General features: G+C 59.1%; 25 protein-coding genes. 14 read left to right on the forward strand and 11 right to left on the reverse strand.

Going from position 1 to position 25347, the window contains the following annotated elements:
• The 3 genes from ftsA (at position 1) to lpxC (ending at position 3545) form a co-directional block, all read left to right on the forward strand.
• The gene (gene ftsA / locus BK662_RS11840; protein ID WP_007904319.1) at positions 1-1260 is read left to right on the forward strand and encodes a cell division protein FtsA; all 1260 of its coding nucleotides are present in this window, start codon (positions 1-3) and stop codon (positions 1258-1260) included.
• A gap of 67 nt (positions 1261-1327) precedes the next feature.
• Positions 1328-2521, forward strand: coding sequence for a cell division protein FtsZ (gene ftsZ / locus BK662_RS11845; RefSeq protein WP_007904318.1), 1194 nt, complete (start codon positions 1328-1330; stop codon positions 2519-2521).
• 112 nt (positions 2522-2633) lie between these two features.
• Positions 2634-3545 carry a UDP-3-O-acyl-N-acetylglucosamine deacetylase gene (gene lpxC / locus BK662_RS11850; protein WP_007939852.1) on the forward strand — a complete coding sequence of 304 codons (912 nt, stop codon included), beginning with the start codon at positions 2634-2636 and terminating at the stop codon, positions 3543-3545.
• Positions 3546-3721: 176 nt separating this feature from the next.
• Here lpxC and BK662_RS11855 read toward each other — a convergent pair whose 3' ends face one another.
• Positions 3722-5215 carry a sensor domain-containing diguanylate cyclase gene (locus BK662_RS11855; RefSeq protein ID WP_123358207.1) on the reverse strand — a complete coding sequence of 498 codons (1494 nt, stop codon included), beginning with the start codon at positions 5213-5215 and terminating at the stop codon, positions 3722-3724.
• A gap of 94 nt (positions 5216-5309) precedes the next feature.
• On the opposite strand from BK662_RS11855, the gene BK662_RS34640 reads away from it, so the two are divergent.
• Complete coding sequence (locus BK662_RS34640) at positions 5310-5522, forward strand: hypothetical protein (protein ID WP_148057928.1); 213 nt, start codon at positions 5310-5312, stop codon at positions 5520-5522.
• A gap of 3 nt (positions 5523-5525) precedes the next feature.
• Here BK662_RS34640 and BK662_RS11860 read toward each other — a convergent pair whose 3' ends face one another.
• From BK662_RS11860 to BK662_RS11890, 7 genes are all read right to left on the reverse strand, one after another.
• Positions 5526-5744, reverse strand: coding sequence for a hypothetical protein (locus BK662_RS11860; protein WP_123358208.1), 219 nt, complete (start codon positions 5742-5744; stop codon positions 5526-5528).
• Between the two features lie 285 nt (positions 5745-6029).
• The gene (locus BK662_RS11865) at positions 6030-7394 is read right to left on the reverse strand and encodes a heavy metal sensor histidine kinase (protein WP_123358209.1); all 1365 of its coding nucleotides are present in this window, start codon (positions 7392-7394) and stop codon (positions 6030-6032) included.
• Positions 7384-8061 carry a heavy metal response regulator transcription factor gene (locus BK662_RS11870; RefSeq protein WP_123358210.1) on the reverse strand — a complete coding sequence of 226 codons (678 nt, stop codon included), beginning with the start codon at positions 8059-8061 and terminating at the stop codon, positions 7384-7386. The genes BK662_RS11865 and BK662_RS11870 overlap by 11 nt, the downstream gene beginning before the upstream one ends.
• A gap of 9 nt (positions 8062-8070) precedes the next feature.
• Positions 8071-11172, reverse strand: coding sequence for a multidrug efflux RND transporter permease subunit (locus BK662_RS11875; RefSeq protein WP_123358211.1), 3102 nt, complete (start codon positions 11170-11172; stop codon positions 8071-8073).
• Positions 11169-12329: an efflux RND transporter periplasmic adaptor subunit gene (locus tag BK662_RS11880; RefSeq protein WP_123358212.1), complete on the reverse strand. Its 1161-nt coding sequence runs from the start codon at positions 12327-12329 to the stop codon at positions 11169-11171. Before BK662_RS11880 ends, BK662_RS11875 begins: the two co-directional genes overlap by 4 nt.
• A 398-nt stretch (positions 12330-12727) precedes the next feature.
• On the reverse strand, positions 12728-13231 hold the full coding sequence (locus tag BK662_RS11885) for a L,D-transpeptidase family protein (protein ID WP_123358213.1): 504 nt from the start codon (positions 13229-13231) through the stop codon (positions 12728-12730).
• Positions 13232-13296: 65 nt separating this feature from the next.
• Positions 13297-13848 carry an NUDIX hydrolase gene (locus BK662_RS11890; protein ID WP_123358214.1) on the reverse strand — a complete coding sequence of 184 codons (552 nt, stop codon included), beginning with the start codon at positions 13846-13848 and terminating at the stop codon, positions 13297-13299.
• 146 nt (positions 13849-13994) lie between these two features.
• On the opposite strand from BK662_RS11890, the gene BK662_RS11900 reads away from it, so the two are divergent.
• The 5 genes from BK662_RS11900 to purT all read left to right on the forward strand — a co-directional run bounded on the left by BK662_RS11900 (position 13995) and on the right by purT (position 17341).
• Complete coding sequence (locus BK662_RS11900; RefSeq protein ID WP_123358216.1) at positions 13995-14594, forward strand: CoA pyrophosphatase; 600 nt, start codon at positions 13995-13997, stop codon at positions 14592-14594.
• A gap of 63 nt (positions 14595-14657) precedes the next feature.
• On the forward strand, positions 14658-15182 hold the full coding sequence (locus BK662_RS11905) for a gamma carbonic anhydrase family protein (RefSeq protein ID WP_003221962.1): 525 nt from the start codon (positions 14658-14660) through the stop codon (positions 15180-15182).
• On the forward strand, positions 15179-15394 hold the full coding sequence (locus BK662_RS11910; RefSeq protein WP_123358217.1) for a DUF1289 domain-containing protein: 216 nt from the start codon (positions 15179-15181) through the stop codon (positions 15392-15394). The genes BK662_RS11905 and BK662_RS11910 overlap by 4 nt, the downstream gene beginning before the upstream one ends.
• A 208-nt stretch (positions 15395-15602) precedes the next feature.
• Positions 15603-16070 carry a 7-cyano-7-deazaguanine/7-aminomethyl-7-deazaguanine transporter gene (locus BK662_RS11915; RefSeq protein ID WP_123358218.1) on the forward strand — a complete coding sequence of 156 codons (468 nt, stop codon included), beginning with the start codon at positions 15603-15605 and terminating at the stop codon, positions 16068-16070.
• A gap of 89 nt (positions 16071-16159) precedes the next feature.
• Complete coding sequence (purT, locus tag BK662_RS11920; RefSeq protein WP_123358219.1) at positions 16160-17341, forward strand: formate-dependent phosphoribosylglycinamide formyltransferase; 1182 nt, start codon at positions 16160-16162, stop codon at positions 17339-17341.
• Between the two features lie 112 nt (positions 17342-17453).
• On the opposite strand, the gene BK662_RS11925 is transcribed toward purT, so the two are convergent.
• The 3 genes from BK662_RS11925 to BK662_RS11940 all read right to left on the reverse strand — a co-directional run bounded on the left by BK662_RS11925 (position 17454) and on the right by BK662_RS11940 (position 21177).
• Positions 17454-18770 (reverse strand): MFS transporter, encoded by a 1317-nt coding sequence (locus BK662_RS11925; protein ID WP_123358220.1) that lies wholly within the window; start codon positions 18768-18770, stop codon positions 17454-17456.
• Positions 18771-19113: 343 nt separating this feature from the next.
• Positions 19114-20352, reverse strand: coding sequence for an HlyC/CorC family transporter (locus BK662_RS11935; RefSeq protein ID WP_123358222.1), 1239 nt, complete (start codon positions 20350-20352; stop codon positions 19114-19116).
• Between the two features lie 12 nt (positions 20353-20364).
• Positions 20365-21177, reverse strand: a complete 813-nt coding sequence (locus BK662_RS11940; protein WP_030129838.1) for a cytochrome C assembly family protein — start codon at positions 21175-21177, stop codon at positions 20365-20367.
• 210 nt (positions 21178-21387) lie between these two features.
• On the opposite strand from BK662_RS11940, the gene ffh reads away from it, so the two are divergent.
• The 5 genes from ffh (at position 21388) to rplS (ending at position 24958) form a co-directional block, all read left to right on the forward strand.
• Positions 21388-22764, forward strand: a complete 1377-nt coding sequence (gene ffh, locus BK662_RS11945; RefSeq protein ID WP_008014733.1) for a signal recognition particle protein — start codon at positions 21388-21390, stop codon at positions 22762-22764.
• A 249-nt stretch (positions 22765-23013) separates the two neighbouring features.
• Entirely contained in the window at positions 23014-23265 is a 252-nt protein-coding gene (rpsP, locus tag BK662_RS11950; protein WP_003198088.1) for a 30S ribosomal protein S16, read from the forward strand.
• 5 nt (positions 23266-23270) lie between these two features.
• Entirely contained in the window at positions 23271-23807 is a 537-nt protein-coding gene (gene rimM / locus BK662_RS11955; protein WP_123358223.1) for a ribosome maturation factor RimM, read from the forward strand.
• Positions 23789-24562 carry a tRNA (guanosine(37)-N1)-methyltransferase TrmD gene (gene trmD / locus BK662_RS11960; RefSeq protein ID WP_173667518.1) on the forward strand — a complete coding sequence of 258 codons (774 nt, stop codon included), beginning with the start codon at positions 23789-23791 and terminating at the stop codon, positions 24560-24562. Before rimM ends, trmD begins: the two co-directional genes overlap by 19 nt.
• A 45-nt stretch (positions 24563-24607) precedes the next feature.
• The gene (rplS, locus tag BK662_RS11965) at positions 24608-24958 is read left to right on the forward strand and encodes a 50S ribosomal protein L19 (protein ID WP_003175895.1); all 351 of its coding nucleotides are present in this window, start codon (positions 24608-24610) and stop codon (positions 24956-24958) included.
• Positions 24959-25347: the final 389 nt, after the last annotated feature.

Below are 25347 nucleotides of genomic sequence, written 5' to 3' on the forward strand. Positions count from 1 at the left end.
ATGGCAAACGTGCAAAGCGGCAAAATGATCGTCGGTCTCGATATCGGCACCTCCAAGGTGGTGGCGCTGGTAGGCGAGGTCTCGGACGACGGCACGCTCGAAATCGTCGGGATCGGTACTCATCCGTCCCGCGGCCTGAAAAAAGGCGTGGTGGTGAACATCGAGTCCACCGTCCAGTCGATCCAGCGCGCTATCGAAGAAGCGCAGTTGATGGCCGGTTGCCGGATCCACTCGGCGTTTGTCGGCGTGGCCGGCAATCACATCCGCAGCCTGAACTCCCACGGCATCGTGGCGATTCGTGATCGCGAAGTCAGCTCCGCCGACCTTGAGCGCGTCCTCGACGCTGCCCAGGCCGTGGCGATCCCGGCTGACCAGCGTGTGCTGCACACCCTGCCGCAGGATTACGTGATCGATAACCAGGAAGGCGTTCGCGAGCCGCTGGGCATGTCCGGCGTGCGTCTGGAAGCCAAGGTTCACGTGGTCACCTGCGCCGTCAACGCCGCACAGAACATTGAAAAATGCGTGCGCCGCTGCGGTCTGGAAATCGACGACATCATTCTCGAGCAGTTGGCCTCGGCCTACTCGGTCCTGACCGACGACGAGAAAGAGCTGGGCGTGTGCCTGGTGGACATCGGCGGCGGCACCACCGACATCGCGATCTTCACCGAAGGCGCGATCCGTCATACCGCGGTGATCCCGATTGCGGGCGATCAGGTAACCAACGACATCGCCATGGCGCTGCGTACCCCGACCCAATACGCCGAAGAAATCAAGATTCGCTACGCCTGCGCCCTGGCCAAACTGGCCGGTGCCGGTGAAACCATCAAGGTGCCGAGCGTCGGCGATCGTCCACCGCGCGAGCTGTCCCGTCAGGCCCTGGCCGAAGTGGTCGAGCCGCGTTACGACGAGCTGTTCACCCTGATCCAGGCCGAACTGCGTCGCAGTGGCTACGAAGACCTGATCCCGGCCGGCATCGTGCTGACCGGCGGTACCTCGAAGATGGAAGGCGCGGTCGAACTGGCCGAAGAGATCTTCCACATGCCGGTTCGCCTGGGCGTGCCGCATGGCGTCAAGGGCCTGGACGACGTGGTCCGCAACCCGATTTATTCCACCGGCGTTGGCTTGTTGATGTACGGCCTGCAGAAGCAGTCCGACGGGATTTCGTTCTCGGGCATCGGCAGCCGCGACAGCTACAGCAATGACGAACCGAAAGTCGCCTTGCTCGATCGCTTCAAGAGCTGGGTACAAGGCAATTTCTAAAGCTTTACCGCAACACCGCTTCAAACAGCAGTAGGCGAAAAAACTAGAGAATGTAAGGAGAGGGAAAATGTTCGAACTCGTAGACAACATCCCCGCAAGCCCGGTAATTAAAGTTATCGGTGTTGGCGGTGGCGGCGGCAACGCTGTCAATCACATGGTCAAGAGCAACATTGAAGGCGTTGAATTCATCTGCGCCAACACTGATGCCCAAGCGCTGAAAAGCATCGGCGCGCGGACCATCCTGCAACTGGGCACCGGTGTGACCAAAGGCCTGGGCGCCGGCGCCAACCCTGAAGTAGGTCGTCAGGCCGCTCTCGAAGACCGTGAGCGCATTGCCGAAGTCCTGCAGGGCACCAATATGGTGTTCATCACAACCGGCATGGGCGGTGGTACCGGTACCGGTGCTGCGCCGATCATTGCCGAAGTGGCCAAGGAAATGGGGATCCTCACCGTTGCGGTGGTGACCCGTCCGTTCCCGTTCGAAGGTCGCAAGCGTATGCAGATCGCCGACGAAGGTATTCGTCTGCTGTCTGAAAGCGTCGACTCGTTGATCACCATTCCCAACGAGAAGCTGCTGACCATCCTCGGTAAAGACGCAAGCCTGCTGTCGGCTTTCGCCAAGGCCGACGATGTACTGGCCGGTGCCGTTCGCGGTATCTCCGACATCATCAAGCGTCCGGGCATGATCAACGTCGACTTTGCCGACGTGCGTACCGTGATGAGCGAAATGGGCATGGCGATGATGGGCACTGGCTGCGCCAGCGGTCCGAACCGTGCACGTGAGGCCACCGAAGCGGCCATTCGCAATCCGTTGCTCGAAGACGTGAACCTGCAAGGCGCACGCGGCATCCTGGTGAACATCACCGCCGGTCCTGACCTGTCCCTGGGTGAGTACTCCGACGTGGGTAGCATCATCGAAGCCTTCGCTTCCGAGCACGCGATGGTCAAGGTCGGTACCGTTATCGATCCGGACATGCGCGACGAGCTGCACGTGACTGTTGTTGCCACTGGTTTAGGCGCTAAAATCGAGAAGCCTGTGAAGGTCATCGACAATACCGTTCACACCTCGATGGCTTCCCAGCCACAACAACAAGCCCCTGTTCGTCAAGAACAGCCTGCGGTGAACTACCGTGACCTGGATCGTCCGACCGTCATGCGCAACCAGGCTCAGGCCGGTGCTGCGACTGCCGCAAAGATGAACCCGCAAGATGACTTGGACTACCTGGACATCCCGGCTTTCCTGCGTCGTCAGGCCGATTGATGAAATGTATCAGGGGTATTAGGGTGATTGGTGTTCAGCAAAGGTCTGGTCTGCTATCATCGCCAGCCTTTGTTGATACCAGTTCGCAATTTGCGCTGAAGCGGCCCATGCCATGATAAAACAACGCACCCTGAAGAATATTATCCGTGCCACAGGTGTCGGCCTGCACTCCGGGGAGAAGGTCTACCTGACCCTCAAGCCAGCGCCCGTCGACACCGGCATTGTGTTTTGTCGTGCTGACCTCGACCCTGTGGTGCAGATTCCTGCCCGCGCGGAAAACGTCGGCGAAACCACTATGTCGACCACGCTTGTTAACGGTGACGTCAAAGTGGACACGGTGGAGCACCTGCTCTCGGCCATGGCTGGCCTGGGCATCGATAACGCCTACGTCGAGCTCTCCGCGTCCGAAGTCCCGATCATGGATGGTAGCGCTGGACCCTTCGTATTCCTGATTCAATCGGCCGGCCTGGAAGAACAGGACGCCGCCAAGAAGTTCATCCGGATCTTGCGGGAAGTGACAGTGGAAGACGGCGACAAGCGCGCCACTTTCGTCCCTTTCGAAGGTTTCAAAGTGAGCTTCGAGATCGATTTCGATCACCCGGTTTTTCGTGACCGCACACAAAGTGCAAGCGTGGATTTTTCCAGCACTTCGTTCGTAAAAGAAGTCAGCCGCGCCCGTACCTTTGGTTTCATGAGTGACATCGAGTACCTGCGCAAGCACAACCTCGCACTCGGCGGCAGCGTTGAAAACGCTATTGTGGTCGACGCGGATGGTGTACTGAACGAAGACGGCCTTCGCTATGAAGACGAATTCGTGAAGCACAAGATCCTCGATGCAATTGGTGACCTCTACCTGCTGGGCAATAGCCTGATTGGTGAGTTCAAGGGCTTCAAGTCCGGACATGCATTGAACAACCAGCTGCTGCGCAAGTTGATTGAGCAGACAGATGCTTGGGAAGTCGTGACTTTCGAAGACGCCAGCACTGCACCGATCTCTTACATGCGTCCTGTTGCGGCCGTGTAAGCAAAAAACCTCTCTAGTTTTTTAAAGGCTACCTTCGGGTGGCCTTTTTTTATGATCCGGTTTTTTGTGGCGTCCGGGCTGCCCCCTTCGCGAGCAAGCCCGCTCCCACAGTAGACCGCGTACCCATGTGGGAGCGGGCTTGCTCGCGAAGAGGCCAGTCGATCCACTACAAATGGTCAGTCGGCAACCACCCGATTCCGCCCATTTTCCTTGGCCTGATACAGCGCCTTGTCCGCCGCAAACAGCAACTGCTCCAGGCTGATATCGGTTGCCGTCGTCCAGGTGCTGATACCGATACTGACAGTAATTGGCGACTCATCACCCCCCACCAACGGCAACTGCTCCACCGCTGCGCGGACGTTGTCGGCAATCTGTTGCGCGCCGGTGCTGTCGGTTTCAGCCAGGATCACCGAAAACTCCTCGCCACCGTAACGGGCGACCAGATCCGCCGGCCGTCGAACATGAGTGCTGATCACCTTGGCCACCCAGCGCAAGGCATCATCGCCACCCTGATGGCCATGGCGATCGTTGAACGCCTTGAAGTGATCGACATCGATCATCAGCACCGACAATGGCAGGCCGGAACGTTGGGCGCGAAACCATTCATGGCGCAGGGCCTGATCCAGGCTTCGACGGTTGGCCAGGCCGGTCAAGGGGTCGGTAGCGGCCAGTTGTGCCAGTTCCTGTTCGGCACTCTGGCGGCGACGCAATTCCCGGCAGAGCAACCAGGTCAGCCACAGCAGACTCACGCACAGCGCAATGGTCGCAAAACTGACCACCACCGCAGTACGTTTCCAGGCCGCAAAAACCTCATCACTGGACAGCGCAACGATGACGATCAACGGTAAGTTTCCGACCTTGGAGAAGGTGTAAAGGCGCTTGTCATGGTATCGATCGGACATGCTGGTAAAGCTGCCGTTGCCTTCCTTGACGATGCGCTGGAAATTGGGACGGTTACTGAAGTTCTTGCCGATCAGCTCTTCGGCCAGACGTGGTTGCTGAGCCAGAAGCGTCCCGTCCTTGCTGATCAGATTGACCGTGCTGTCACGGCCGATACTCAAACTGTTGAACAATTGATCGAAGTAGCTCAAGCGCATGGCGGCTTCGGCCACGCCCAGGAACTCACCCTGGGAGCCGTTCACCCGCCGGCTGAAACTGATACGCCAATCCTGTTCGGGCGACCTGGCTCTGAAGGGGGGACTGATGAACATGCCCGGGTCCGGATTGTTCACGTGAGACTGGAAGTATTCGCGATCGGCATAATTGCCTTGCCTGGGCTCCACCGAGGCCGAGTCGGCAATCACGTCGCCCTTGTTGTCGAGCAACAAAATATTGCCCTTGTACGGCGCGGCAGTGGCGCGGTCGAAATAGGCCAGATGGCGAATGGCTGGAGAAACGCTCTTGAGGTCTTCTCGCTGGGAGGCAGCGATCAAGCCCAACAGGGACACGTCATAGAGTTCGACATTGCGCAGCACGTCGGCATCGATCAATTGCACGATATTGTTGGCGGCGCGAGCGGCGGATAATTCGGCGTTGGCGCGTTCACGGATCAGCAGGAAGGTCACGATGCTAAGTATCGCAACCACCAACAACAAACTGCTGAGAACCAAAAGCCGCTCCGATCCTGTCGAACGGATCGGATGTTGAGAATTCGCACTGCTCACACTCATGGTTCTGACTTCTGCAAATAAGGCGTTATGAAAGTTCTTTTACAAAATTCGGGCAGAGTCCCAGAAACCGGTCGCGTCCGGAGCGCCTGTATAAATGCCGGATAAAAAAAAGGCCAGCAAAACATGCTGGCCTTTTGCTAATGGAAGCTTAGAAGACATTCGGCGGGTAGTCGATAATTACCGGGAACCCACTGAGCAGGTTCAACGCCACAGCGAAAAAAAAGCCGCTGATAGCAGCGGCTTTGAAGACAATTTTTCAAAGGGAAGAGCCGATGAAAAGTGTCGAGGGAAACAAGGTGATACGTAAGGATCAGCTGTCGTTCTCAACCTGTGGCAGGGCTTGAGTACTCGACGCTTGAGGGGTTGGCGCAGCTTCCTGGGCCTTGGCCGTCAGTTCGCTTTGAGACTGTTCGTAAGCTCGCGCGGTGTTTTGCGCGACGAATGTCTGCGACTCTTCAGCCATGGCGAACGGAGACAGAAACAAGGAAGACAAAACAAAAGCGCTGGCAATACCCATACTGTTGGACATCTTTAAACCTTCTTGCTTGGCAAGTGCTGTTTGATGGGGCAACGATAAGGGGCTTGGGCGAGGGGAAAAAGAGCGGGTTGCAGAAAGGACTGTTGCGCTTTAGGTAAGAGTGCGCAGCTGTAGATAGTTTGGCTTTTTGTGGCGAGGGAGCTTGCTCCCGCTCGGCTGCGCAGCAGTCGATAATCGGAATGTGCGGTGTGTCTGATTGAATGCAGTCGCATGTTTTGGGGCCGCGTCGCAGCCCAGTGCGAGCAAGCTCGCTCGCTACAGGGATCGGGGTGGGGATTAAACCGGGAGATGAATCCCGAAAGTATTCATCCCATGATCACTGCGCACAAACACATCTCCGCCATGCATCAACGCAATCGCCTTGACGATTGCCAGCCCCAGGCCATGGTTGTTGCCACTGTTGCTGCGCGATGCATCGACCCGGTAGAAGCGCTCGAACAATCGCGGCAGGTGCTCATTGGCAATCGGCGATCCCGGGTTGGCGACGCCGATGCTGACCTGATGCTCTTCGACTTCGATCCGTACTTGAATCACTTGCCCGGGCTCGGTGTGCTGCACCGCGTTGCTCAGCAAGTTGATCAATGCCCGGCGCAGATGGGCGATCTCGATTCGCACCTGCGCATCACCACTGACCTCGACCTGAACCTGCGCATCTTCAAGAATGAAATCCAGATATTCCAACGTGGTCGCCACTTCGTCGGCCAATGAGGTGGACGTCAATTTGGTGGCCTTGCTGCCCTGGTCGGCGCTGGCGAGGAACAGCATGTCGTTGATGATCGAGCGCAACCGTTCCAGCTCTTCGAGGTTCGATTGCAGCACTTCGAAATAGTGTTCGGCCGAACGTCCGCGTGTCAGCGCAACCTGGGTCTGGCCGATCAGGTTGGTCAGCGGCGAGCGCAGTTCATGGGCCACGTCGGCGTTGAACGATTCCAGCCGCGAATAGGCCTGTTCGACCCGTTCCAGAGTGGCGTTGAACGAGCTGACAAACTGATTCAGTTCCGGTGGCAATGGCGACAATTGCAGGCGCCCGGACAACCTCGGCGGCGCCAGGCGCTGGGCTTCCTGCGACAACTTGATCAGCGGTTTTAGACCGATCCGGGCCACCCAGTAACCGAGTAGCGAAGCCAGCAATACACCCACGATCGCCAGGCTGATCAGGGCGATCAGCAAGTGGTGCTGCGTCTCGTAAAAGGTTTCGGTGTCGATGCCGATCATGAAGCGCAGCGGCGGGCGCTGGTCCTTGGCCGGCAGCTCAGTGACCAATACCTTCAGCGGGTATGGATGGTCGGGCAATTCCATGTCGCGCATGCCCAACGGGCCTTGGGCGAAAGCGCGGATCGGCGCATCGGGTTGGCCGTATTCATAACCGGGATTGCCGCTGACCACCCAAAAGCGGATGCGCTTGTCTTCTTCGCTCAGCAGCTTGAGCTTGGCGTTGATCTTCACCCAATGCTCGGGCGTGCCGTAACGGTTGAGCGCCGATTCGAGCACGCTGTAACGCGCATCCAGCTCGGCTTCGGGCAGCAGTCCCAAACCCTTGTCGACCTGTTGATACAGCGCACCGCCGATCAACATGAACACCAGCAGCGCCACCAGCGTGAACATCCCGCTCAAACGCAGGGCAATAGAATTACTGGACACCACGGCTCTCCAGCACATAACCCATGCCACGAATCGTGTGCAGCAATTTCTCTTCGAACGGCCCGTCGAGTTTGGCCCGCAGGCGTTTGATCGCGACTTCGACCACGTTGGCGTCGCTGTCGAAATTGATGTCCCAGACCATCTCGGCGATGGCGGTTTTCGAGAGGATTTCCCCTTGTCGCCGCGCCAGCACGCTGAGCAGCGAAAACTCCTTGGCGGTCAGGTCCAGGCGAGTGCCGGCGCGGGTGGCCTTGCGGCTGATCAAATCTATCCACAGATCGGCGATGCTCACTTGCACCGGTTCATGGCCGCCGCTGCGACGGGTCAGCGCTTGCAGGCGCGCCACCAGTTCGAGGAAGGAAAACGGTTTGCCGAGGTAATCGTCGGCACCATCGCGCAGGCCTTTGATGCGGTCTTCCACCCGCTCGCGGGCGGTGAGCATGATCACCGGCGTTTGCTTGCGTGCCCGCAGCGCACGTAATACGCCGAAGCCGTCGAGGCCTGGCAACATGACGTCGAGGACAATCACCGCGTAGTCGTTTTCCAGCGCCAGGTGCAGGCCTTCGACGCCATCGCCAGCCACGTCCACGGTGTAACCCTGTTCCGTCAGGCCGCGGTGTAGATAATCCGCGGTTTTTTCTTCGTCTTCGATAATCAGAACGCGCATGACCCCGCCTCAGTCTGTGGTCGCCAGCGCCGGTTGCGGTGCTGGTTTAGGTCGATGGAATAGCCGCTCGAGCCACAAGTATATGACCGGCGTAGTGAACAGCGTCAGCGCCTGGCTCACCAGCAAGCCGCCGACCACAGCGATGCCCAATGGCTGGCGCAGTTCGGCGCCGGTGCCGTAGCCGAGCATCAGCGGCAGGGCGCCGAGCAGGGCGGCGAGGGTGGTCATGATGATTGGCCGGAACCGCGTCATACACGCCTCATAGATCGCCTCTTCCGGCGGCAGGCCACGGTTGCGCTGGGCGTCCAGCGCGAAGTCGATCATCAGAATGCCGTTTTTCTTGACGATGCCGATCAGCAGCACCAGCCCGATCAGTGCCATGATCGAAAAGTCCTGGCCGCAGATCCACAGCATGATCACCGCCCCGAGCCCCGCCGAGGGCAGGGTCGAGATGATGGTCAGCGGGTGTACGAAGCTTTCGTACAGAACGCCAAGAATGATGTACACCGCCACCAGCGCCGCCAGAATCAGCCACGGCTGACTGGCCAGCGAACTCTGGAACGCCTGGGCCGCGCCCTGGAAATTACCGCTGATGGCTACCGGCATGCCGATGTCGGTCTTGGCCTGATTGAGCATGATCACCGCATCACCCAACGCGACGCCGGGCGCCAGGTTGAACGACAGGTTGGCCGCCGGGAACATCCCGTCGTGAGCGATGGACAACGGGCCGATGGTTGGCGCAGCGAATTTCGCCAGGGCCGATAGCGGCACCATTTCCCCGCTCAGCGGCGAGCGCAGGTAGAAATAGTTGAGGCTTTCGGCTTTGCCACGCTGTTTGGTGTCCAGCTCCAGAATCACGTTGTACTGGTTGGTCTGGGTCTGGAATTCGTTGATCTGCCGCTGACCGAAGGCGTCGTACAGCGCTTCGTCGACATCACTGGCGGTCAGGCCGAAACGCGCCGCAGCGCTGCGGTCGATGCTGATGTGGGTGATGCTGCCGCCCAGTTGCAGGTCGTTGGAAATGTCGCGGAACGCCGGGTTGCTGCGCAGTTTTTCCGTCAGGCGCTGGGTCCAGGTGCTCAGGAGTGCCCCGTCGTTGCTCTTGAGCACGTATTGGTACTGGGCGCGGCTCGGGCCGGAGCTGAGGTTGATGTCTTGCCCGGCGCGCAGGTACAGCACGATGCCCGGGACTTTCATCAGCTGTGGGCGAATCCGGTCGATGAACTGGCTGGCGGACACATCGCGGTCGCCGCGTTTTTTCAGCGAAATCCAGAACCGCCCGTTGGCGATGGTCTGGTTGCTGCCCGAAACGCCGACCGAGTGTGAGAACGTCTCGACGGCAGGATCGGCGGCGACGATTTCGGCCATCGCCAGGTGTTTTTTCACCATGTCGCCGTAGGAAATGTCCGCCGCCGCTTCGGTGGTGCCGAGGACGAAACCGGTGTCCTGCACCGGGAAGAAACCCTTCGGAATGAAAATGTACCCGGCGACCGCCAGGCCGAGGGACAGGCCGAACACACCGATCATCAATTTCTGATGGGCGAGGGCACGGCGCAGGCCTTTCTCGTACAGCGCCAGCAAGCGTTCGCCGAAACCCGGCTTGCCGTGGGCGTGATGCACCGGCGCGCGCATGAATAGCGCGGCCAGGGTCGGCGCCAGCGTCAGGGACACCACCACGGAAATCATGATGGTCGAGGTGGCGGTCAGGGCGAATTCCTTGAACAGCCGCCCGACCACGCCGCCCATGAACAGCAGCGGAATGAACGCCGCCACCAGCGAGAAACTGATCGAGACCACGGTAAAGGCGATCTCGCCGGCCCCCTTGATCGCGGCCTCGCGCATGCCGTCGCCGGCCTCCAGATGGCGGTGAATGTTTTCCACCACCACAATCGCATCGTCCACCACAAACCCGACGGACACCACGATCGCCACCAGCGTCAGGTTATTCAGGCTGAAGCCCATGATGTACATCAGGGCAAAACTGGCGATCAACGACACACCGAGCACCGACGCCACAATCAGGGTCGCCGACAACTGCCGCAGGAACAGCGCCATCACCGCCACCACCAGCAGGATCGCGATCAGCAGGGTAACTTCCACTTCATGCAGCGAAGCGCGGATGGTCTGGGTGCGGTCGATCAACACTTTGACCTGCACCGAGGCCGGCAACATGGCCTCCAGCGTCGGCAGGGCCGCTTGAATGCGGTCGACGGTCTCGACGATGTTGGCCCCCGGTTGCCGGAAAATCACCAGGTTCACCCCCGGCTCACCGTCAGCCCACGCCTGGATGTAGGCATCTTCCGAACCGTTGACGACTTTGGCCACATCCTTGAGATGAACCGGTGCGCCGTCCTTGTAGGAAACAATCAGCTGACCGTATTCCTGGGGGTGGAACAATTGGTCGTTGGTGGACAAGGTCGAAATGCTCGACTCGCCATACAACGCACCTTTGGCCAGGTTGAGGCTGGTCTGCTGGATTGCCAGGCGAATGTCTGCCAGGGTCAGGCCAATGGCGGCGAGTTTGTCCGCCGAGGCCTGCACGCGGATCGCCGGACGTTGCTGACCGGTGATGTTGATATTGCCTACGCCGTCGATCTGGCTGATCTGACGGGCGAGCAGGGTTTCCACCAGGTCACTGACCTCGGTGCCGGGCATTTGCGGCGAGTTGATGCTGAGGATCAGCACCGGGCTGTCGGCCGGGTTGACCTTCCGCCAGTTCGGCAGGTTCGGCATGTCTTTGGGCAGTTTGCCGGCGGCGGTGTTGATCGCGGCCTGGACTTCCTGCGCGGCGGTGTCGATGCTTTTGTCGAGGGTGAATTGCAGGGTCAGGATGGTCGAGCCCAGGGCGCTGCTCGAGGTCATCTGGGTCACACCGGGGATGGCGCTGAATTGCACTTCAAGCGGGGTGGCCACCGACGAGGCCATGGTTTCGGGATTGGCGCCGGGCAGTTGCGCGGCCACCTGGATGGTCGGGAATTCCGCTTCCGGCAGTGGCGCAATCGGCAGGCGCGGGAAGGCGATGACACCGAGCAGCACCAAGGCAAAGGTCAGCAGGACCGTCGCCACCGGATGATCGATGCACCACGCGGAAACCGAGCCATGGCCCTTCATGGTTTCGGCTCCGATTGCACCACTTGCGGCGGGTCGGTCACTACCTGCACGGTCGAGCCAGGTTTGAGCCGCGACTGGCCGTCGCTGACCAGCACATCGCCCGGTTTCACGCCTTTGATGATGTCCTGGCCGCTGCCTTGATAAACCATCTGCACCTGAACGGCTTCGACCTTGTCGCCATTGACCCGGTAGACGAAATGTTGATCGAGGCCACGTTGTACGACGGTGGGCGGCACCACCAGCGCATTTTTATCCAGCGCTGTCTGAATCTTTACCGTTACCAGCAGGCCCGGCCAGAGTTTCTGTGCGGGGTTGGCGAATTCGGCCTTGGCGCGGATGGTCCCGGTGTTGGCGTTGATCTGGTTGTCGATCAGGGTCAGATGACCTTCGCCCAGCAGGTTGCCGGTTTCGCCATCGGTGTCGGCGCCGATGTAAGCCTTGACTGGCGCGTGCTGTGGATCGTTGATCAGGCCCTGCAGGGTTGGCAGCATTTGCTGCGGCAGGGAAAACTCCACGGCGATCGGGTCGATCTGGGTCACGGTGAACAAGCCTTGGGTGTCGGTCATGCGCAGGAAGTTGCCTTCATCCACTGTGCGAATACCGACGCGACCGGTGACCGGGGAGCGAATCTGTGTGTAGGAAAGCTGCACCAGAGCAGCGTCGATCGAGGCCTGGTTACCTTGGGCGGTGGCTTTGAGTTGGTTGACCAGCGCTTGTTGCTGGTCGTAGGTCTGCTTGGACACGCCGTCGTCGATGCTCAGCAGTTTGTAGCGTTTGAGGTTGACCTGAGCCACTTGCAGTTGCGCCTGACTTTCGCCCAGTTGCGCCCGGGCCTGATCGAGGCTGGCGCGGATCGAGCGGTCGTCGATGGTGGCCAGCAGGTCACCTTGGTTCACCAATTGGCCTTCTTTGACCAGCAGTTTGGTGAGGATGCCGTCAATCTGCGGGCGCACAACCACGCTGTGTAGCGACAGCACCGAGCCGATGCCGCTGATGTAGCGGGGCACATCTTTTTCGGCGACGCTGACCACTCGCACGGGGATGGCGGTGGAGGTGACCAGTTTGGTCGTGGCGGGTTTGGCGGCGTACCACACGCCCAGCGCTGCCAGGACGATCAGAAGGGCGGCGAACAGGGCGGTTTTTTTCTGAATTCGCATGCGAGTGGGGCGCCGGGCAAAGTGGTCGGAGTTTTGTCAGGTTTATACCTTCCTTTATAAACCTGTTAGCCCGTCAGGAAGGTGACCGGTAACTGACGGCGCTGTCAGTTTGGACCTCTCTGGATTGATGCTGATTCCGCTGTAGGCACTGCCGAAGGCTGCGATTTTTGAATTTATTTTTCGATGCCGACCGAAGGAAGCGGCTAGAGCATGGATGGAAAGTAAGGCGGTGGCGAGGGAGCTTGCTCCCGCTGGGGCGCGAAGCGGCCCTCGATTAGCGAATGCGGTTTCAGATGGAACTTTGGGGCCGCTTCGCAGCCCAGCGGGAGCAAGCTCTCTCGCCACAGAAGCTCCCTCGCCACAGAAGCTTCTAGCCAGCCTTGAATTGAAGGTAACCGTTAAGGGCGAATCTCGATCATCGTGCCGTCCGGCACCAGGCCCCAGACTTCGCGCATGTCCATGTTGCGCATGGCGATACAGCCATCGGTCCAGTCCAGGGTGTGGAACAGGTCTTCGGGGTTGTCTTCGGTGTCAGGGGTGCCGTGGATCATGATCATGCCGCCAGGCTCGACGCCTTCGCGCCGGGCGCGGGCGGAGTCGCTGATGTTGGGGTAGGAGATGTGCATCGCCAGGTTGAAACGGTCGCTGATCTTGCGCCAGTCCACCCAATAAAAGCCTTCGGGGGTGCGTTTGTCGCCCTCCATCAGCTTCGGCCCTTTGGGGCGTTTACCCAGGGAAATGCGATAGGTCTTGATCGGCTTGCCATCATTGATCAATTGCAATTGATGGGCTGATTTGAGAACCAGAACTTTTTCGATGACTCTGCCGTCCAGCGTTTCCGCGGAGGAAGCCTGGGTGACAGTGACGAACGACAAGCAAAAAACAGCAAGCAACCAGCGCATTGAAACGATATCCCTAAGAGGTGTCGCGACTATTTATTTTACAGGTGCTTTTATGGGTAGGAGCTTTAAATGATGGCAGGTTGGACCAGCGGCGGGATCGATTCGGACCGCACAGGGTAGACCTCGGTCCGCCGGTCAGCGAAGAAGCATTCTAAGGTACGCCCCACCGTGCGGAAAGCCAGTTCGCCCCAAGGGATGTCGGCTTCTTCGAACAGTTGCACTTCCAGGCTCTCGGGACCCGCGGAAAAATCCAGGTCCACCAGCTCGGCGCGAAAGAACACATGCACCTGGCTGATGTGTGGCACGTCGATCAGCGTATAGATACTCAGGTTACGCACCCGGGCACAGGCTTCTTCGGCGGTCTCGCGAATGGCGGCCTGTTCGATGGTCTCACCGTTCTCCATGAAACCGGCGGGCAGGGTCCAGTAACCGAGCCGTGGCTCGATGGCGCGCCGGCACAGCAACACCTTCGAACCCCAGGTCGGCACGCAACCGGCGACGATATTGGGGTTCTGGTAATGGATGGTATGACAGCTGTCGCAGACAAAACGCAGGCGCGAATCGCCTTCGGGAATACGCTGGATCACCGGGTTACCGCATTGGCTGCAAAATTTCATGCTTGGGTTCCTGAATGCTGCGCCTATCTTGGCGTGCAGCGGTGTCGGTCGGCAAGTTGTCGTTTCGCGACATGAGGCTGTTCGGGGCTTGGGCGGCCGGTGTGATTGGTGCATGATGCAGGGTAAGGCACAGATCGAGAAGACTCATGCTGGACGAGCTACTGCACCGGGTAAGCAATCACACGCCGCATACGCTGGAAACCGACCGACGTTTCCCCGAAGCCGCGGTATTGGTGCCTATCACGCGCAGTGACGAACCGGAACTGGTCCTGACCCTTCGCGCCAGCGGGCTCTCGACCCATGGCGGCGAAGTTGCCTTCCCCGGCGGTCGACGCGACCCCGAAGACCCTGACCTGATTTTTACCGCCCTGCGCGAAGCCGAAGAAGAAATCGGCCTGCCACCAGGGCTGGTTGAAGTGATCGGCCCGCTGAGCCCATTGATCTCCCTGCATGGCATCAAGGTCACGCCCTATGTCGGCGTGATTCCGGATTTCGTCGAATACCTGGCCAACGATGCCGAGATCGCCGCGGTGTTCAGCGTGCCGCTGGAGTTCTTCCGCAAAGACCCGCGTGAGCATACCCACCGCATCGACTATCAGGGCCACAGTTGGTACGTGCCGAGCTACCGTTATGGCGAGTACAAGATCTGGGGGCTGACGGCGATCATGATCGTTGAGTTGATCAACCTGCTCTATGACGCGAAAATCAGCCTGCATCAACCACCCAAGAGTTTTATCAAAACCTGAAGCCATCGCGCGTATGGCGTGAATCCGTGAACCCGCGGCAGTCTGAGCCTTGAGGAAAAAAAGATGAAATACCGCTTGGGCGACGCCCGCGTCGATACCCATCCGCAGAGCTGGGTCGCCCCCAATGCCGTGCTGGTGGGCAAGGTCAAACTGGAAGAGGGCGCCAACGTCTGGTTCAACGCCGTGTTGCGTGGCGACAACGAACTGATCCTGATCGGCAAGAACAGCAACGTGCAGGACGGCACCGTGATGCACACCGACATGGGCTACCCGCTGACCATTGGTACCGGCGTGACCATCGGCCACAACGCCATGCTCCACGGCTGCACGGTGGGCGATTACAGCCTGATCGGCATCAATGCGGTGATCCTCAACGGCGCGAAAATCGGCAAGAACTGCATCATCGGCGCCAACTCGCTGATCGGTGAGGGCAAGGAAATTCCGGACGGTTCGCTGGTCATGGGCTCACCGGGCAAAGTCGTACGCGAGTTGACCGAGCCGCAAAAGAAGATGCTCGAAGCCAGCGCCGCCCACTATGTGCATAACTCGCAGCGTTATGCTCGCGATCTGGTCGAGCAGGAAGAATGAGCGCCATCGAGCGACCGGTCCCATCGCCGTGCGTGAGCATTTGTGCGCTGGATGAGGATGACATTTGCACCGGGTGTCAGCGCACGGTGGAAGAAATCACCCGCTGGAGCCGGATGGACAACGCAGAACGGCGCAAGGTGTTGGGGTTGTGTCATGAGCGGGCGAAGTCGAGCGGGTTGATCTGGATGTTGCCCTCCAAATCCAAATCCTGAGTCGTTTGGCGTTTTTGTGGCGAGGGAGCTTGCTCCCGCTGGGCTGCGAAGCAGCCCCCAAACCGACTACGTTCTATCTGACGCACCGCATCCGCTGATTTCAGGGCCGCTTCGCTACCCAGCGGGAGCAAGCTCCCTCGCCACAGGTGATCTGTGCGCTGGAGATGAAGTACCCTATGCACCAAATTGACAGGTATCCCCCCGCCCCATGTTCTTCCTGATCACCTACATCAGCAGCGTCGTGCTGATCAATTACGCCTTTTCCAGCGCTCCGCACCTGGACATCATCTGGTCGGCCTGGGGTGGGTTGGTGTTCGTGTTGCGGGACATGGTGCAAACCCGCTTCGGCCACGGCGCGATCGCGGCGATGCTGGTGGCGCTGGTACTGTCCTACGTCACTTCCGACCCCTCCATCGCGCTGGCCAGCGCCATCGCATTCGCTGTGTCTGAGTGCATCGACTGGCTGGTGTTCAGCATCACCAAGCGTCCATTGCACGATCGCCTGTGGATAAGTTCGGCGCTGAGCATTCCGCTGGACACCTTCATCTTCTTCGGCATGATCGATGCGTTCACTCCGGCTGTGATTCTCACCGCCATGGGCTCGAAGTTCGCAGGTGTGACGGTCGTATGGCTGATCATGGCCTGGCGCTTGCGTAATCAGACCGTCGTCAGCTGAAGCCAAACCCTCAGGTTCATGTAAAATGCCGCGCTTTCTCCCCATGGGAAGCGTGCTTCCCTCGATGATCCGCTTCTTGAGGACCTGAGATGACCCGTATCGGAACTCCATTGTCGCCAACCGCGACCCGCGTATTGCTGTGTGGTTGTGGTGAGTTGGGCAAGGAAGTGGTGATCGAGCTGCAACGCCTGGGCGTTGAAGTGATTGCCGTCGATCGCTACGCCAATGCGCCGGCCATGCAAGTCGCCCATCGCAGCCATGTGATCAACATGCTCGACGGCGCCGCTCTGCGTGCAGTGATCGAAGCCGAGAAGCCGGACTTCATCGTGCCGGAAATCGAAGCCATCGCCACCGCGACCCTGGTGGAACTGGAGTCCGAAGGCTTCACCGTGATCCCGACCGCTCGCGCCGCACAGCTGACCATGAACCGCGAAGGCATCCGTCGCCTGGCCGCTGAAGAGCTGGGCCTGCCGACGTCGCCGTACTACTTCGCCGATACCTTCGAGGACTACAGCAAGGCTGTCGACGATCTGGGTTTCCCATGCGTGGTCAAGCCGGTCATGAGTTCCTCGGGCAAAGGCCAGAGCCTGCTGCGCAGTGTCGATGACGTGCAGAAGGCCTGGGATTACGCTCAAGAAGGCGGCCGCGCCGGTAAAGGTCGCGTGATCATCGAAGGCTTCATCGACTTCGACTACGAAATCACCCTGCTGACCGTGCGTCACGTTGGCGGCACTACGTTCTGCGCGCCGGTTGGCCACCGTCAGGAGAAGGGCGACTACCAGGAATCCTGGCAGCCACAAGCCATGAGCCCGGTTGCTCTGGCTGAATCCGAGCGCGTTGCCAAAGCCGTGACCGAAGCCTTGGGTGGTCGTGGTCTGTTTGGCGTCGAGCTGTTCATCAAAGGTGATCAGGTCTGGTTCAGCGAAGTTTCGCCGCGCCCGCATGACACCGGTCTGGTGACCCTGATTTCCCAGGACCTGTCGCAGTTCGCGCTGCATGCACGGGCGATCCTGGGCCTGCCGATTCCCTTGATTCGTCAGTTCGGGCCTTCGGCTTCGGCGGTGATTCTGGTGGAAGGGCAGTCGACTCAGACCGCATTCGCCAATTTGGGCGCTGCGCTGAGCGAGCCGGATACTGCGTTGCGTCTGTTCGGCAAGCCTGAGGTCAATGGCCAGCGTCGAATGGGTGTGGCGTTGGCACGTGATGAGTCGATCGAGGCCGCACGGGCTAAAGCGACCCGTGCTTCTCAGGCTGTTGTTGTAGAGCTCTAAACCAAGGCGCGCCATTCGCGAGCAAGCCCGCTCCCACATTGAACCGCATTCTTTCTGACAGAACGTGGTCCCCTGTGGGAGCGGGCTTGCTCGCGAAGCTTTTGCCTTTTCTTCAGGCCACCCGATTCAAATCGTTATGCCGCGTCTCCTTCAGGCACAGCACCGCGATCAAGCTCAGCACCGCCGCCCCCGATACATACCCGCCGACATAACTCAAACCGCCCATCGCTACCAGTTTTTGCGCAAAGAACGGCGCCGCCGAGGCTCCGACAATGCCGCCCAGGTTGTAGGCGGCCGATGCACCGGTATAGCGCACGTGGGTCGGAAACAGCTCTGGCAGCAGCGCGCCCATCGGCGCAAATGTCACGCCCATCAGAAACAGTTCGATGCACAGGAACAGCGCCACGCCCCAGGTCGAGCCTTGGGTCAGCAGCGGCTCCATCAGGAATCCGGACAGAATAGCCAGCACGCCCCCGATGATCAGCACCGGTTTACGCCCGAAACGATCACTGGCCCAAGCTGACAGCGGTGTCGCGGCCGCCATGAACAGCACGGCGAAACACAGCAGAGCGAGGAAGGTTTCGCGGGTATAGCCGAGCGTCGACACACCATAGCTCAGCGAAAACACCGTCGAGATATAGAACAACGCGTAGCACACCACCATCGAGCCGGCCCCCAGCAGCATCGGCGCCCAGTATTGGCTGAACAGCTCGACCAACGGGATCTTCACCCGCTCCTGGCGAGCCATGGCGTTGGCGAACACCGGGGTCTCGTGGAGTTTGAGGCGCACGTACAGGCCGACCATCACCAGCGCGGCACTGAGCAGGAACGGAATCCGCCAGCCCCACGAGCGGAACTGCTCGTCGTTCAGGCTCATGGCCAGGGTCAGGAACAGGCCGTTGGCCGCCAGAAACCCGATCGATGGGCCTAGTTGCGGAAACATGCCGTACCAGGCGCGCTTGCCTTTGGGCGCGTTCTCCGTGGCCAGCAATGCGGCGCCGCCCCATTCACCGCCCAGCCCCAGGCCCTGGCCGAAGCGCAGCACGCAAAGCAGGATCGGCGCCCAGGCGCCAATGCTGTCGTAACCCGGCAGTACGCCAATCAGCGTGGTACACACGCCCATCAATAGCAGGGAGGCGACCAGTGTCGATTTGCGCCCGATGCGGTCACCGAAGTGGCCGAACAGCGCCGAACCCAGTGGCCGTGCAAGGAAGGCGATACCGAAGGTGAGGAACGCCGACAGCATCTGGGCGGTGCCGGAGGTCTGCGGAAAAAACACCGGACCGATCACCAGCGCTGCCGCAGTGGCATAGACGTAGAAGTCGTAGAACTCGATGGCCGTGCCGATGAAACTCGCGGTGGCTACCCGGGTGGCGGAGTTGGTGGGTTGGACAGGCGCGGTGTCGCTGAACGTTGTGCTGGTCGTCATGCGGTAATCCCTGACAGTCATGTGCCCCAGTGGAGCGAATTATTATGGTCGAATACCCAGGGATGTGGGTTGAAATACGGTCGCTGTTCAAGGTAGGAACAGTCGTCGCGGTGGTGCGGATATTGTCGATGATCTGGCCGGAACCTGCTGCGTGCGGGGTAAGCACGTGGTTCGGCGGGGGCTTGGGTAAGCGGCTTGATTATAGGAAGGTGGCTAACGATCGAACAAGGGCATAGATATTTAAAAAGATCGCAGCCTCGCTTCGCTCGACAGCTCCTACAAGGGAGCGCATTCCAAACTGTAGGAGATGTCGAGCGAAGCGAGGCTGCAATCTTTTGCTGAGCTAACGGACGAGGGCAGGCACTGCGCTGGTATGCCAGATCAGCACCCGCGTGACGCGATTGTCTTCCGTCTCCAGAATCTCCAGCCGATAACGCCCGATCTTCAGGCAAACCGCACTGTCCGGAATCGTTTCCAGTGCCTCGGTCACCAACCCGTTGAGGGTTTTCGGACCATCGCTGGGCAAGTGCCAGCCAAGGCTTTTGTTCAATTCGCGAATCGACGCCGCACCCTCGATGACCAGGCGACCATCGGCCTGCGGATGGATGTGCGGGTTATCCAGGCTGTGTTGGCTTTCGAATTCACCGACGATTTCTTCGAGAATGTCTTCCAGGGTCACGATGCCCAGCACTTCTCCGTATTCGTCGACCACCATGCCCAAACGTCGCTGCTGCTTGTGAAAGTTCAGCAATTGCAGCTGCAGCGGGGTGCTTTCCGGTACGAAGTACGGTTCGTGACTGGCTGCCAGCAGCGCTTCCAGGGTCAGGCTTGAATCCGGCAGCAAATGACGGATCTGTCGGGTGTTGAGCACCGCTTCGACCTGATTGATGTCGCTGTGGAATACCGGCAGGCGGGTGCGTCTGTTATGGCGCAGTTGCTCGATGATTTCTTCGAGAGAGTCGTCCAGATTGATTCCGTCGACGTCACTGCGCGGCACCAGAATATCGTTGACCGTGATGTTATCCAGCGCGTGGATACCTGACAGCGAATGCGGGCGACTGGCTGTGTGTTCGTGATCGTCGCGCCGATCTGACGGTATCTCGTCTTCGCTTTGCTGCACCACATTGATTTTGCGGGCGAATGGTCGCATCAGCAGTTGGCTGATGGCATTGAGAAGCCAGGCCGCCGGGTAGACGATCTTCAAGGGTATGCCAAGCAGTGTGTTGCCCAGGGTCAGGACGGCATCCGGATAGCGCACGGCAAGGGTGCGCGGCAGGTAGTCGGCGAACACCAGCAGCACCGCACTGGCACCGAGGCAGGCAATCCATGGACCGTTCTGTGCCCAGGTGAAAATCGCCAGCAAGGTGCTGATGACCACCACCAGCGCGCGACACAGGGTGTTGCAGAGGATCAGGCTGCTGAGCGGGAAACTCAGCTTGGCCACGGGTTTGTCGCTCGAGCGCGAGGCCGTGCGCTGGGCCAGCAATTGCTGTTGTGCAATTTCGATGGCGGTAAACAGCCCCGACCATAAAATCAGCAGGGCCAGCACCGCGAGCATCGGCCCTATGGGCAAGTCGTCCATTAATGCCGCCCGTCAGATATGCAGAATGTATTCGCGGACCAGCTTGCTGCCGAAGTACGCCAGCATCAGCAGGCAAAAACCGGCAAGGGTCCAGCGGATGGCTTTGTGCCCGCGCCAGCCGAGGCGGTTGCGCCCCCAAAGCAGCACGCTGAACACGATCCAGGCCAGGCACGCCAGCAGGGTTTTATGCACCAGGTGCTGGGCGAACAGGTTCTCGACGAACAGCCAGCCGGAGATCAGCGACAGCGACAGCAGGCTCCAGCCGGCCCAGAGGAAACCAAACAGCAGGCTTTCCATGGTTTGCAGTGGCGGGAAGTTCTTGATCAGCCCGGACGGATGCTTGTGTTTGAGCTGATGGTCCTGAACCAGCAGCAGCAAAGCCTGGAACACCGCGATGGTGAACATGCCGTAAGCGAGGATCGACAAGAGGATGTGGGCGAGAATGCCTGGCTCTTCGTCAATGATCTGCACCGTACCGGCAGGGGCGAACTGTGCCAGCAGCACGGTGGCGGCGCCCAGCGGGAACAGCAATAGCAGCAGGTTTTCCACCGGAATCCGCGAACAGGCCAGCAGGGTCAGGGCAATAACCGCCGCGGCGATCAGGCTGGCGGCGCTGAAAAAGTCCAGGGCCAGGCCGATCGGTGTCAGCAGATAGGTGATCAGGCTGACGCTGTGGGCCAGCACGGCCAGCACACCGAGCGTGACCAGCAGGCGCTTGTTCGCCTTGGCGCCGGTGGCCAGACGAGTGCCTTGATAGAGGGTCGCAGCGGCATATAAGCAGGCGGCGGCGAGGGTGGTAAGCAAACTGGGTGACAAGGGGAGCATAAATCCTGTTAGGCAAGCCCGAAAGGCGCTGAGTTTGGCATAGAACCCCTACAGCACGAAAGACCATGCAACCTGACGGCGAGGTGTCCGCCAGACGCAGTCTTCGCTATAATCCGCGACCTGCCCACGCCGCAGGCTCGCCGAGCACATGTTTATTCCGGTCTGGGCCGCCATTATCCCGGTCTACACAGGGCCTGAAAGGATCGCGCAATGTTTGAAAACTTAACCGACCGTCTCTCGCAGACGCTGCGCCATGTCACCGGCAAAGCCAAACTGACCGAGGACAACATCAAAGACACTCTGCGCGAAGTGCGCATGGCGTTGCTCGAAGCCGACGTCGCCTTGCCGGTGGTCAAAGACTTCGTCAACTCGGTCAAGGAACGCGCAGTCGGCACCGAGGTGTCGCGCAGCCTGACGCCGGGCCAGGCCTTCGTGAAAATCGTCCAGGCCGAACTCGAAAGCCTGATGGGCGCGGCCAACGAAGACTTGAACCTGAGCGCCGTTCCTCCTGCCGTCGTGTTGATGGCCGGTCTGCAGGGTGCGGGTAAAACCACCACCGCCGGCAAACTGGCGCGCTTCCTTAAAGAGCGCAAGAAGAAGTCGGTCATGGTCGTGTCCGCGGACGTTTACCGTCCGGCGGCGATCAAGCAGCTTGAAATGCTTGCGGGTGAAGTTGGCGTTACCTTCTTCCCGTCCGACCTGAGCCAGAAGCCGGTCGACATCGCGCAAGCAGCTATTAAAGAAGCAAAACTGAAATTCATCGACGTGGTCATCGTCGATACCGCCGGTCGTCTGCACATCGACGAAGAGATGATGGGCGAGATCAAGGCGCTGCACGCCGCGATCAACCCGGTCGAAACCCTGTTCGTGGTCGATGCCATGACCGGCCAGGACGCCGCCAACACGGCCAAGGCCTTCGGCGATGCGCTGCCGCTGACCGGTGTGATCCTGACCAAGGTCGACGGCGATGCCCGTGGCGGTGCCGCGCTGTCGGTACGTGCCATCACCGGCAAGCCGATCAAGTTCATCGGTATGGGCGAGAAGAGCGAAGCGCTCGAGCCGTTCCATCCTGAGCGTATCGCTTCGCGCATCCTCGGCATGGGCGACGTGCTCAGCCTGATCGAGCAGGCCGAACAGACCCTCGACAAAGACAAGGCCGATAAACTGGCCAAGAAGCTGAAGAAGGGCAAGGGCTTCGACCTCGAAGACTTCCGCGATCAGCTGCAACAGATGAAAAACATGGGCGGCCTCGGCGGCCTCATGGACAAACTGCCGAACATCGGTGGTGTGAATCTGGCGCAAATGGGCAACGCCCAGGGCGCGGCAGAGAAGCAGTTCAAGCAGATGGAAGCCATCATCAACTCCATGACCCCGGCCGAGCGCCGCGACCCTGAGCTGATCAGCGGTTCGCGCAAGCGTCGGATCGCCATGGGGTCCGGCACTCAGGTGCAGGACATCGGTCGCTTGATCAAGCAGCACAAGCAGATGCAGAAGATGATGAAGAAGTTCTCCGCGAAAGGCGGAATGGCCAAAATGATGCGCGGCATGGGCGGTATGTTGCCCGGCGGCGGCATGCCGAAAATGTAAAAAATTCGCGCCGGCAGTCATGTCGGCGCTGCCCACATGGAAGTGGGATCTCCAGCAAACCCGCGCTTGGCGGGAGCTGACTGGCCGTTTTCAACGACGGCTCTATAGCAAATCTGGATGGCGACCGATAGGCCGCCGGAAAAAGACATTTGCAAAAGTCCGGATATTCCTTAGAATATGCGGCCTTTCGGGCACCTATGCCCGCTGTGCCTTTAGATTTGCAGCACCGACTACAGGAACGATGTTCACATGCTAACAATCCGTCTTGCCCTTGGCGGCTCCAAAAAGCGCCCGTTTTACCACTTGACCGTAACCGACAGCCGCAACCCGCGCGACGGTTCGCACAAGGAACAGGTTGGTTTCTTCAACCCTGTTGCTCGTGGTCAAGAAGTTCGTCTGTCCGTGAACCAAGAGCGCGTAGCCTACTGGCTGAGCGTTGGTGCACAACCTTCTGAGCGCGTTGCTCAGTTGTTGAAGGAATCTGCTAAGGCTGCGGCCTGAGCAATATGAACGCGACGCCAGCTGTTGCCGATGATTTGATCGTTATTGGCAAAATTTATTCTGTTCATGGCGTTCGCGGCGAAGTGAAGGTTTATTCCTTTACTGATCCGACTGAAAACCTGTTGCAGTACAAAACCTGGACGCTCAAGCGCGAAGGCAATGTGAAGCAGGTCGAGCTGGTCAGCGGACGTGGGAACGACAAGTTCCTGGTCGCAAAGCTCAAGGGTCTTGATGATCGTGAAGAAGCGCGTCTTCTGGCTGGTTATGAGATCTGTGTGCCGCGCAACCTGTTCCCTGAATTGACCGACGGCGAGTACTACTGGTACCAGCTGGAAGGTCTGAAGGTTATTGATCAACTCGGGCAATTGCTCGGGAAAATCGATCATCTTCTGGAAACCGGCGCCAATGATGTAATGGTGGTCAAGCCTTGCGCTGGCAGCCTGGATGATCGCGAACGCCTGTTGCCCTATACGGAGCAATGCGTGTTGGTTGTCGACCTTGCCGCGGGCGAGATGAAGGTGGAATGGGATGCGGACTTCTAAACGTGGCTAACCTGCGCGTAGAAGTGATCAGTTTGTTTCCCGAGATGTTCTCCGCCATCAGCGAGTACGGCATCACCAGTCGGGCGGTGAAACAGGGGCTGTTGCAGCTTACCTGTTGGAATCCGCGAGACTACACGACGGATCGACATCACACTGTGGATGATCGCCCATTTGGCGGTGGTCCGGGCATGGTGATGAAGATCAAGCCCCTGGAAGATGCGTTGGTTCAGGCCAAGGCAGCAGCCGGGGAGGCGGCGAAGGTGATTTACCTGTCCCCCCAAGGCCGTCAACTGACTCAGTCGGCGGTACGCGAGTTGGCGAATCTGGATGCATTGATCCTGATTGCCGGCCGCTATGAAGGCATTGACGAGCGTTTTATTGATGCTCATGTCGATGAAGAGTGGTCGATTGGCGACTATGTACTGTCTGGCGGTGAGCTGCCGGCGATGGTCCTGATCGATGCGGTTACACGACTGCTGCCTGGAGCTTTAGGGCATGCGGACTCCGCCGAGGAAGATTCCTTTACGGATGGTTTGCTGGATTGCCCGCACTACACCCGACCGGAGGTGTATGCGGATCAGCGTGTTCCCGACGTATTGCTAAGTGGCAATCACGCGCATATCCGGCGTTGGCGTTTACAGCAGTCCCTTGGTAGGACCTTTGAACGACGCGCCGATCTTCTGGAAAGCCGCTCGCTTTCTGGAGAAGAGAAGAAGCTGCTCGAGGAATACATCCGCGAGCGGGACGATAGTTAACAACGTATCGATGGTAGATCCGACGATTTACCTTAGGAGCACAGCATGACTAACAAAATCATCCTTGCACTCGAAGCAGAGCAGATGACCAAAGAGATCCCTACCTTTGCCCCGGGCGACACCATTGTCGTTCAGGTGAAAGTGAAGGAAGGCGATCGTTCGCGTCTGCAAGCGTTCGAAGGCGTAGTTATCGCCAAGCGTAACCGCGGCGTAAACAGTGCTTTCACCGTTCGTAAAATCTCCAACGGTGTTGGCGTAGAGCGTACTTTCCAGACCTACAGCCCGCAAATCGACAGCATGGCCGTTAAACGTCGCGGTGACGTACGTAAAGCCAAGCTGTACTACCTGCGTGACCTGTCCGGTAAAGCAGCTCGCATCAAGGAAAAACTGGCTTAAGTCCAGCTTCCGATGCCGAAACGCCAGCCTGTTCAGGCTGGCGATTCAAGAAAATGCCTCGTATCGAAAGATACGGGGCATTTTTCGTTATGGGTGCTTCTGAAGTGGTCGCGAAGCCCAATGCCAATCAGTTAAGTGCAATCCCTGTGGGAGCGGGCTTGCTCGCGAAGAGGGAGTATCAGTCGACATCAATGTTGCCTGGCATATCACCTTCGCGAGCAAGCCCGCTCCCGCAATTAGCTGACTGGCGTTAGTTGTTCGGCCTATTCCCGGTCTCGTGTTGGTGGGAAGAGTCTTTTTCGTCTTTTTCTGCGCAAAAAAAACGCCCCGAACAAGTCGTAATGCTGTTCACTTAAGCATTTGAGTCTCAGCAGGGCTTACTCGAAAAT

Source organism: Pseudomonas frederiksbergensis (assembly GCF_003732275.1).
GTDB lineage: Bacteria > Pseudomonadota > Gammaproteobacteria > Pseudomonadales > Pseudomonadaceae > Aquipseudomonas > Aquipseudomonas frederiksbergensis_H.

What these genes read in the sequence shown, in the direction of transcription:
- ftsA (WP_007904319.1), top strand. Translation starts at nt 1, where the DNA reads ATGGCAAACGTGCAAAGCGGCAAAATGATCGTCGGTCTCGATATCGGC.
- ftsZ (WP_007904318.1), top strand. Translation starts at nt 1,328, where the DNA reads ATGTTCGAACTCGTAGACAACATCCCCGCAAGCCCGGTAATTAAAGTT.
- lpxC (WP_007939852.1), top strand. Translation starts at nt 2,634, where the DNA reads ATGATAAAACAACGCACCCTGAAGAATATTATCCGTGCCACAGGTGTC.
- BK662_RS11855 (WP_123358207.1), bottom strand. Translation starts at nt 5,215, where the DNA reads ATGAGTGTGAGCAGTGCGAATTCTCAACATCCGATCCGTTCGACAGGA.
- BK662_RS34640 (WP_148057928.1), top strand. Translation starts at nt 5,310, where the DNA reads ATGCCGGATAAAAAAAAGGCCAGCAAAACATGCTGGCCTTTTGCTAAT.
- BK662_RS11860 (WP_123358208.1), bottom strand. Translation starts at nt 5,744, where the DNA reads ATGTCCAACAGTATGGGTATTGCCAGCGCTTTTGTTTTGTCTTCCTTG.
- BK662_RS11870 (WP_123358210.1), bottom strand. Translation starts at nt 8,061, where the DNA reads ATGCGCGTTCTGATTATCGAAGACGAAGAAAAAACCGCGGATTATCTA.
- BK662_RS11875 (WP_123358211.1), bottom strand. Translation starts at nt 11,172, where the DNA reads ATGAAGGGCCATGGCTCGGTTTCCGCGTGGTGCATCGATCATCCGGTG.
- BK662_RS11880 (WP_123358212.1), bottom strand. Translation starts at nt 12,329, where the DNA reads ATGCGAATTCAGAAAAAAACCGCCCTGTTCGCCGCCCTTCTGATCGTC.
- BK662_RS11885 (WP_123358213.1), bottom strand. Translation starts at nt 13,231, where the DNA reads ATGCGCTGGTTGCTTGCTGTTTTTTGCTTGTCGTTCGTCACTGTCACC.
- BK662_RS11890 (WP_123358214.1), bottom strand. Translation starts at nt 13,848, where the DNA reads ATGAAATTTTGCAGCCAATGCGGTAACCCGGTGATCCAGCGTATTCCC.
- BK662_RS11900 (WP_123358216.1), top strand. Translation starts at nt 13,995, where the DNA reads ATGCTGGACGAGCTACTGCACCGGGTAAGCAATCACACGCCGCATACG.
- BK662_RS11905 (WP_003221962.1), top strand. Translation starts at nt 14,658, where the DNA reads ATGAAATACCGCTTGGGCGACGCCCGCGTCGATACCCATCCGCAGAGC.
- BK662_RS11910 (WP_123358217.1), top strand. Translation starts at nt 15,179, where the DNA reads ATGAGCGCCATCGAGCGACCGGTCCCATCGCCGTGCGTGAGCATTTGT.
- BK662_RS11915 (WP_123358218.1), top strand. Translation starts at nt 15,603, where the DNA reads ATGTTCTTCCTGATCACCTACATCAGCAGCGTCGTGCTGATCAATTAC.
- purT (WP_123358219.1), top strand. Translation starts at nt 16,160, where the DNA reads ATGACCCGTATCGGAACTCCATTGTCGCCAACCGCGACCCGCGTATTG.
- BK662_RS11925 (WP_123358220.1), bottom strand. Translation starts at nt 18,770, where the DNA reads ATGACGACCAGCACAACGTTCAGCGACACCGCGCCTGTCCAACCCACC.
- BK662_RS11935 (WP_123358222.1), bottom strand. Translation starts at nt 20,352, where the DNA reads ATGGACGACTTGCCCATAGGGCCGATGCTCGCGGTGCTGGCCCTGCTG.
- BK662_RS11940 (WP_030129838.1), bottom strand. Translation starts at nt 21,177, where the DNA reads ATGCTCCCCTTGTCACCCAGTTTGCTTACCACCCTCGCCGCCGCCTGC.
- ffh (WP_008014733.1), top strand. Translation starts at nt 21,388, where the DNA reads ATGTTTGAAAACTTAACCGACCGTCTCTCGCAGACGCTGCGCCATGTC.
- rpsP (WP_003198088.1), top strand. Translation starts at nt 23,014, where the DNA reads ATGCTAACAATCCGTCTTGCCCTTGGCGGCTCCAAAAAGCGCCCGTTT.
- rimM (WP_123358223.1), top strand. Translation starts at nt 23,271, where the DNA reads ATGAACGCGACGCCAGCTGTTGCCGATGATTTGATCGTTATTGGCAAA.
- trmD (WP_173667518.1), top strand. Translation starts at nt 23,789, where the DNA reads ATGGGATGCGGACTTCTAAACGTGGCTAACCTGCGCGTAGAAGTGATC.
- rplS (WP_003175895.1), top strand. Translation starts at nt 24,608, where the DNA reads ATGACTAACAAAATCATCCTTGCACTCGAAGCAGAGCAGATGACCAAA.